Genomic DNA, 2,517 nt, shown 5'->3' on the forward strand with positions numbered 1-2,517 from the left:
CGGTTACATTCCGAACCCGGAAGCTAAGCCTTACAGCGCCGATGGTACTGCAGGGGGGACCCTGTGGGAGAGTAGGACGCCGCCGAACAAATTTTGAGGACCCTTGGTCCCAGCGACTCGCTGGGACCAAGGGTCCTTTTGTTTTTCCGAAGCGCGCCGGGTACTCGGCTGCGCGAGAATGACTTGCGGTACCGAAGACAGGAGTCACCCATGTCCACCAACTCTCCCGACGAGCGACCGGAACGCGATCAGCGACGCCGGGACAGTGGTGACCGCGGCGGCTACCGCGGGGGCCCGCCGCGCCGTGACAACGCCGGCCGCGACAACGACCGCGGTGGCTTCCGCCGTGACGACCGCGGTGACCGTGGCGGCGACCGCGGCGGCGACCGTGGCGGTTTCCGCCGCGACGACAGCCGTGGTGGCGACCGTCCGGCGTTCCGTCGTGACGACAGCCGTGGCGGCGACCGGCGCGACGACCGCGGCGGTGACCGTGGTGGCTTCCGCCGCGACGACAACCGCGGTGGTGGCGGTGGCGGTTTCCGCCGTGACGACAACCGGGGCGGTGGCGGCGGTGGTTACCGTGGCCGTGACGACCGTGACAGCGGTGGCCGTCCCCCCTTCCGCCGTGACGACCGGCCGACCGGCGGACCCCGCCGTGACGACCGTCCCGCGTCGGGTCCGCGTCGTGACGACCGCGGTGGTGACCGCGGCGGGTTCCGCCGTGACGACAGCCGTGGTGGCGACCGTCCTTCCTTCCGCCGTGACGACGACCGCGGTGGTGACCGCGGCGGTTTCCGTCGCGACGACCGCGGTGACCGCGGTGGTGACCGTGGTGGTTTCCGCCGTGACGACAGCCGTGGTGGCGACCGCCCCTCGTTCCGTCGTGACGACCGGCCGACCAGCGGCCCCCGCCGTGACGACCGTCCCGCGTCGGGTCCGCGTCGTGACGACCGCGGTGGCTTCCGCCGTGACGACAGCCGTGGCGGCGACCGTCCTTCCTTCCGCCGTGACGACGATCGCGGTGGCGACCGTGGCGGTTTCCGTCGCGACGACCGCGGTGACCGTGGCGGTGACCGTGGTGGTTTCCGCCGTGACGACAGCCGTGGCGGCGACCGCCCCTCGTTCCGCCGTGACGACAGCCGTGGTGGCGACCGTCCGGCGTTCCGTCGTGACGAGGACCGTGGTGGGTTCCGCGGGCGCGACGACCGCGGTGGCGACCGCCGTGACGACCGCCGAGAAGGCGACCGTCCCGCCTTCCGCCGGGACAGCGACCGTCCGGCCTTCGGCCGGGACGACCGCGGGGACCGGCGTGATGACCGCGGCGGCTTCCGCCGTGACGACCGTGGCGACCGCGGCGGCGACCGGGGTGGCTTCCGCGGGCGCGACGACCGTGGGCAGGGACCGCGCCGGGACGACCGGGGCGGCCGTCCCGGTGGGTTCCGTGACCGTGACGACCGTCGGGGCGACGACCGGCGCGGCGGCGGGCGCTTCCGCGACGAGCGCGAGCGTGACCGCGAGCCGATCAAGCGGCTGCCGATCCCGGACGACGTCACGGGCGACGAGATCGACAAGGACGTACGGCAGGAGCTGCTGAGCCTGCCCAAGGGGCTGGCCGAGGACGTCTCCCGCAACCTGGTGATGGTCGCGCGGCTGATCGACGAGGACCCCGAGGGTGCGTACGGCTACTCCAGGGTGGCGCTGCGTCTGGCGTCCCGCGTCGCCGCGGTGCGTGAGGCCGCCGGCTTCGCCGCGTACGCCAACCAGAAGTTCAGCGAGGCGCTGGCCGAGTTCCGTGCCGCGCGGCGGATGACCGGGAACGTCGACCTGTGGCCCGTCATGGCGGACTGCGAGCGCGGTCTCGGCCGGCCCGAGAAGGCGCTGGACATGGCCGGTGCGCCCGAGGTGCAGAAGCTGGACAAGGCCGGGCAGGTCGAGATGCGGCTCGTGGCCGCCGGCGCCCGGCGTGACATGGACCAGCTCGACGCGGCCATCGTCACGCTCCAGAGCCCGGAGCTGGCCTCCAACTCCGTACAGCCCTGGACGGCGCGACTGCGTTACGCGTACGCCGACGCGCTGCTCGCCGCCGGTCGTGCGGACGAGGCGCGCGAGTGGTTCGCGAAGGCCGTCGAGTCCGACAAGGACGGCAGCACGGACGCCTCCGACCGGCTCGCCGAGCTGGACGGTGTCGAGTTCGTCGACGCGATAGCCGAGGACGAGGCCGAGCCCCGTACGTCGGTCGACCTCGATTCCGACCTTGAGGACGAGGAGGACGTCGAGGACGTCGAGGACGTCGAAGACGACACGGACGTCGAGGACGACGAGGTCGAGCTGACCCGTGCCTCCGACGACGAGGGCGACGCCGAGGTCCCGCAGGCCGAGGTGTCGGCCGACGAGGACGACGACGCGGACGACGACGACGACGACGAGCAGGACGCTCCTCGCGGCTGACGTCCTGCGGACGTAGAGCGGGGCTGCCGAAGCGGCGGACGGGCGGGACTCCGGAAGGGGTCCCGCCCG

General features: G+C 72.9%; 2 protein-coding genes and 1 rRNA gene. All 3 read left to right on the top strand.

Features of this window, described 5'->3' with window-relative positions; all coding sequences use genetic code 11:
- A 5S ribosomal RNA gene (gene rrf / locus ACWGIS_RS36210) occupies positions 1-88 on the top strand; the annotation flags it as partial.
- Positions 89-346: 258 nt separating this feature from the next.
- Positions 347-1,594: a hypothetical protein gene (locus ACWGIS_RS36215; RefSeq protein ID WP_453366769.1), complete on the top strand. Its 1,248-nt coding sequence runs from the start codon at positions 347-349 to the stop codon at positions 1,592-1,594.
- Positions 1,522-2,448: a hypothetical protein gene (locus ACWGIS_RS36220; RefSeq protein WP_453366770.1), complete on the top strand. Its 927-nt coding sequence runs from the start codon at positions 1,522-1,524 to the stop codon at positions 2,446-2,448. The genes ACWGIS_RS36215 and ACWGIS_RS36220 overlap by 73 nt, the downstream gene beginning before the upstream one ends.
- The last annotated feature ends 69 nt before the right edge of the window (positions 2,449-2,517 follow it).

It is taken from the genome of Streptomyces sp. NPDC054842, from assembly GCF_053611025.1.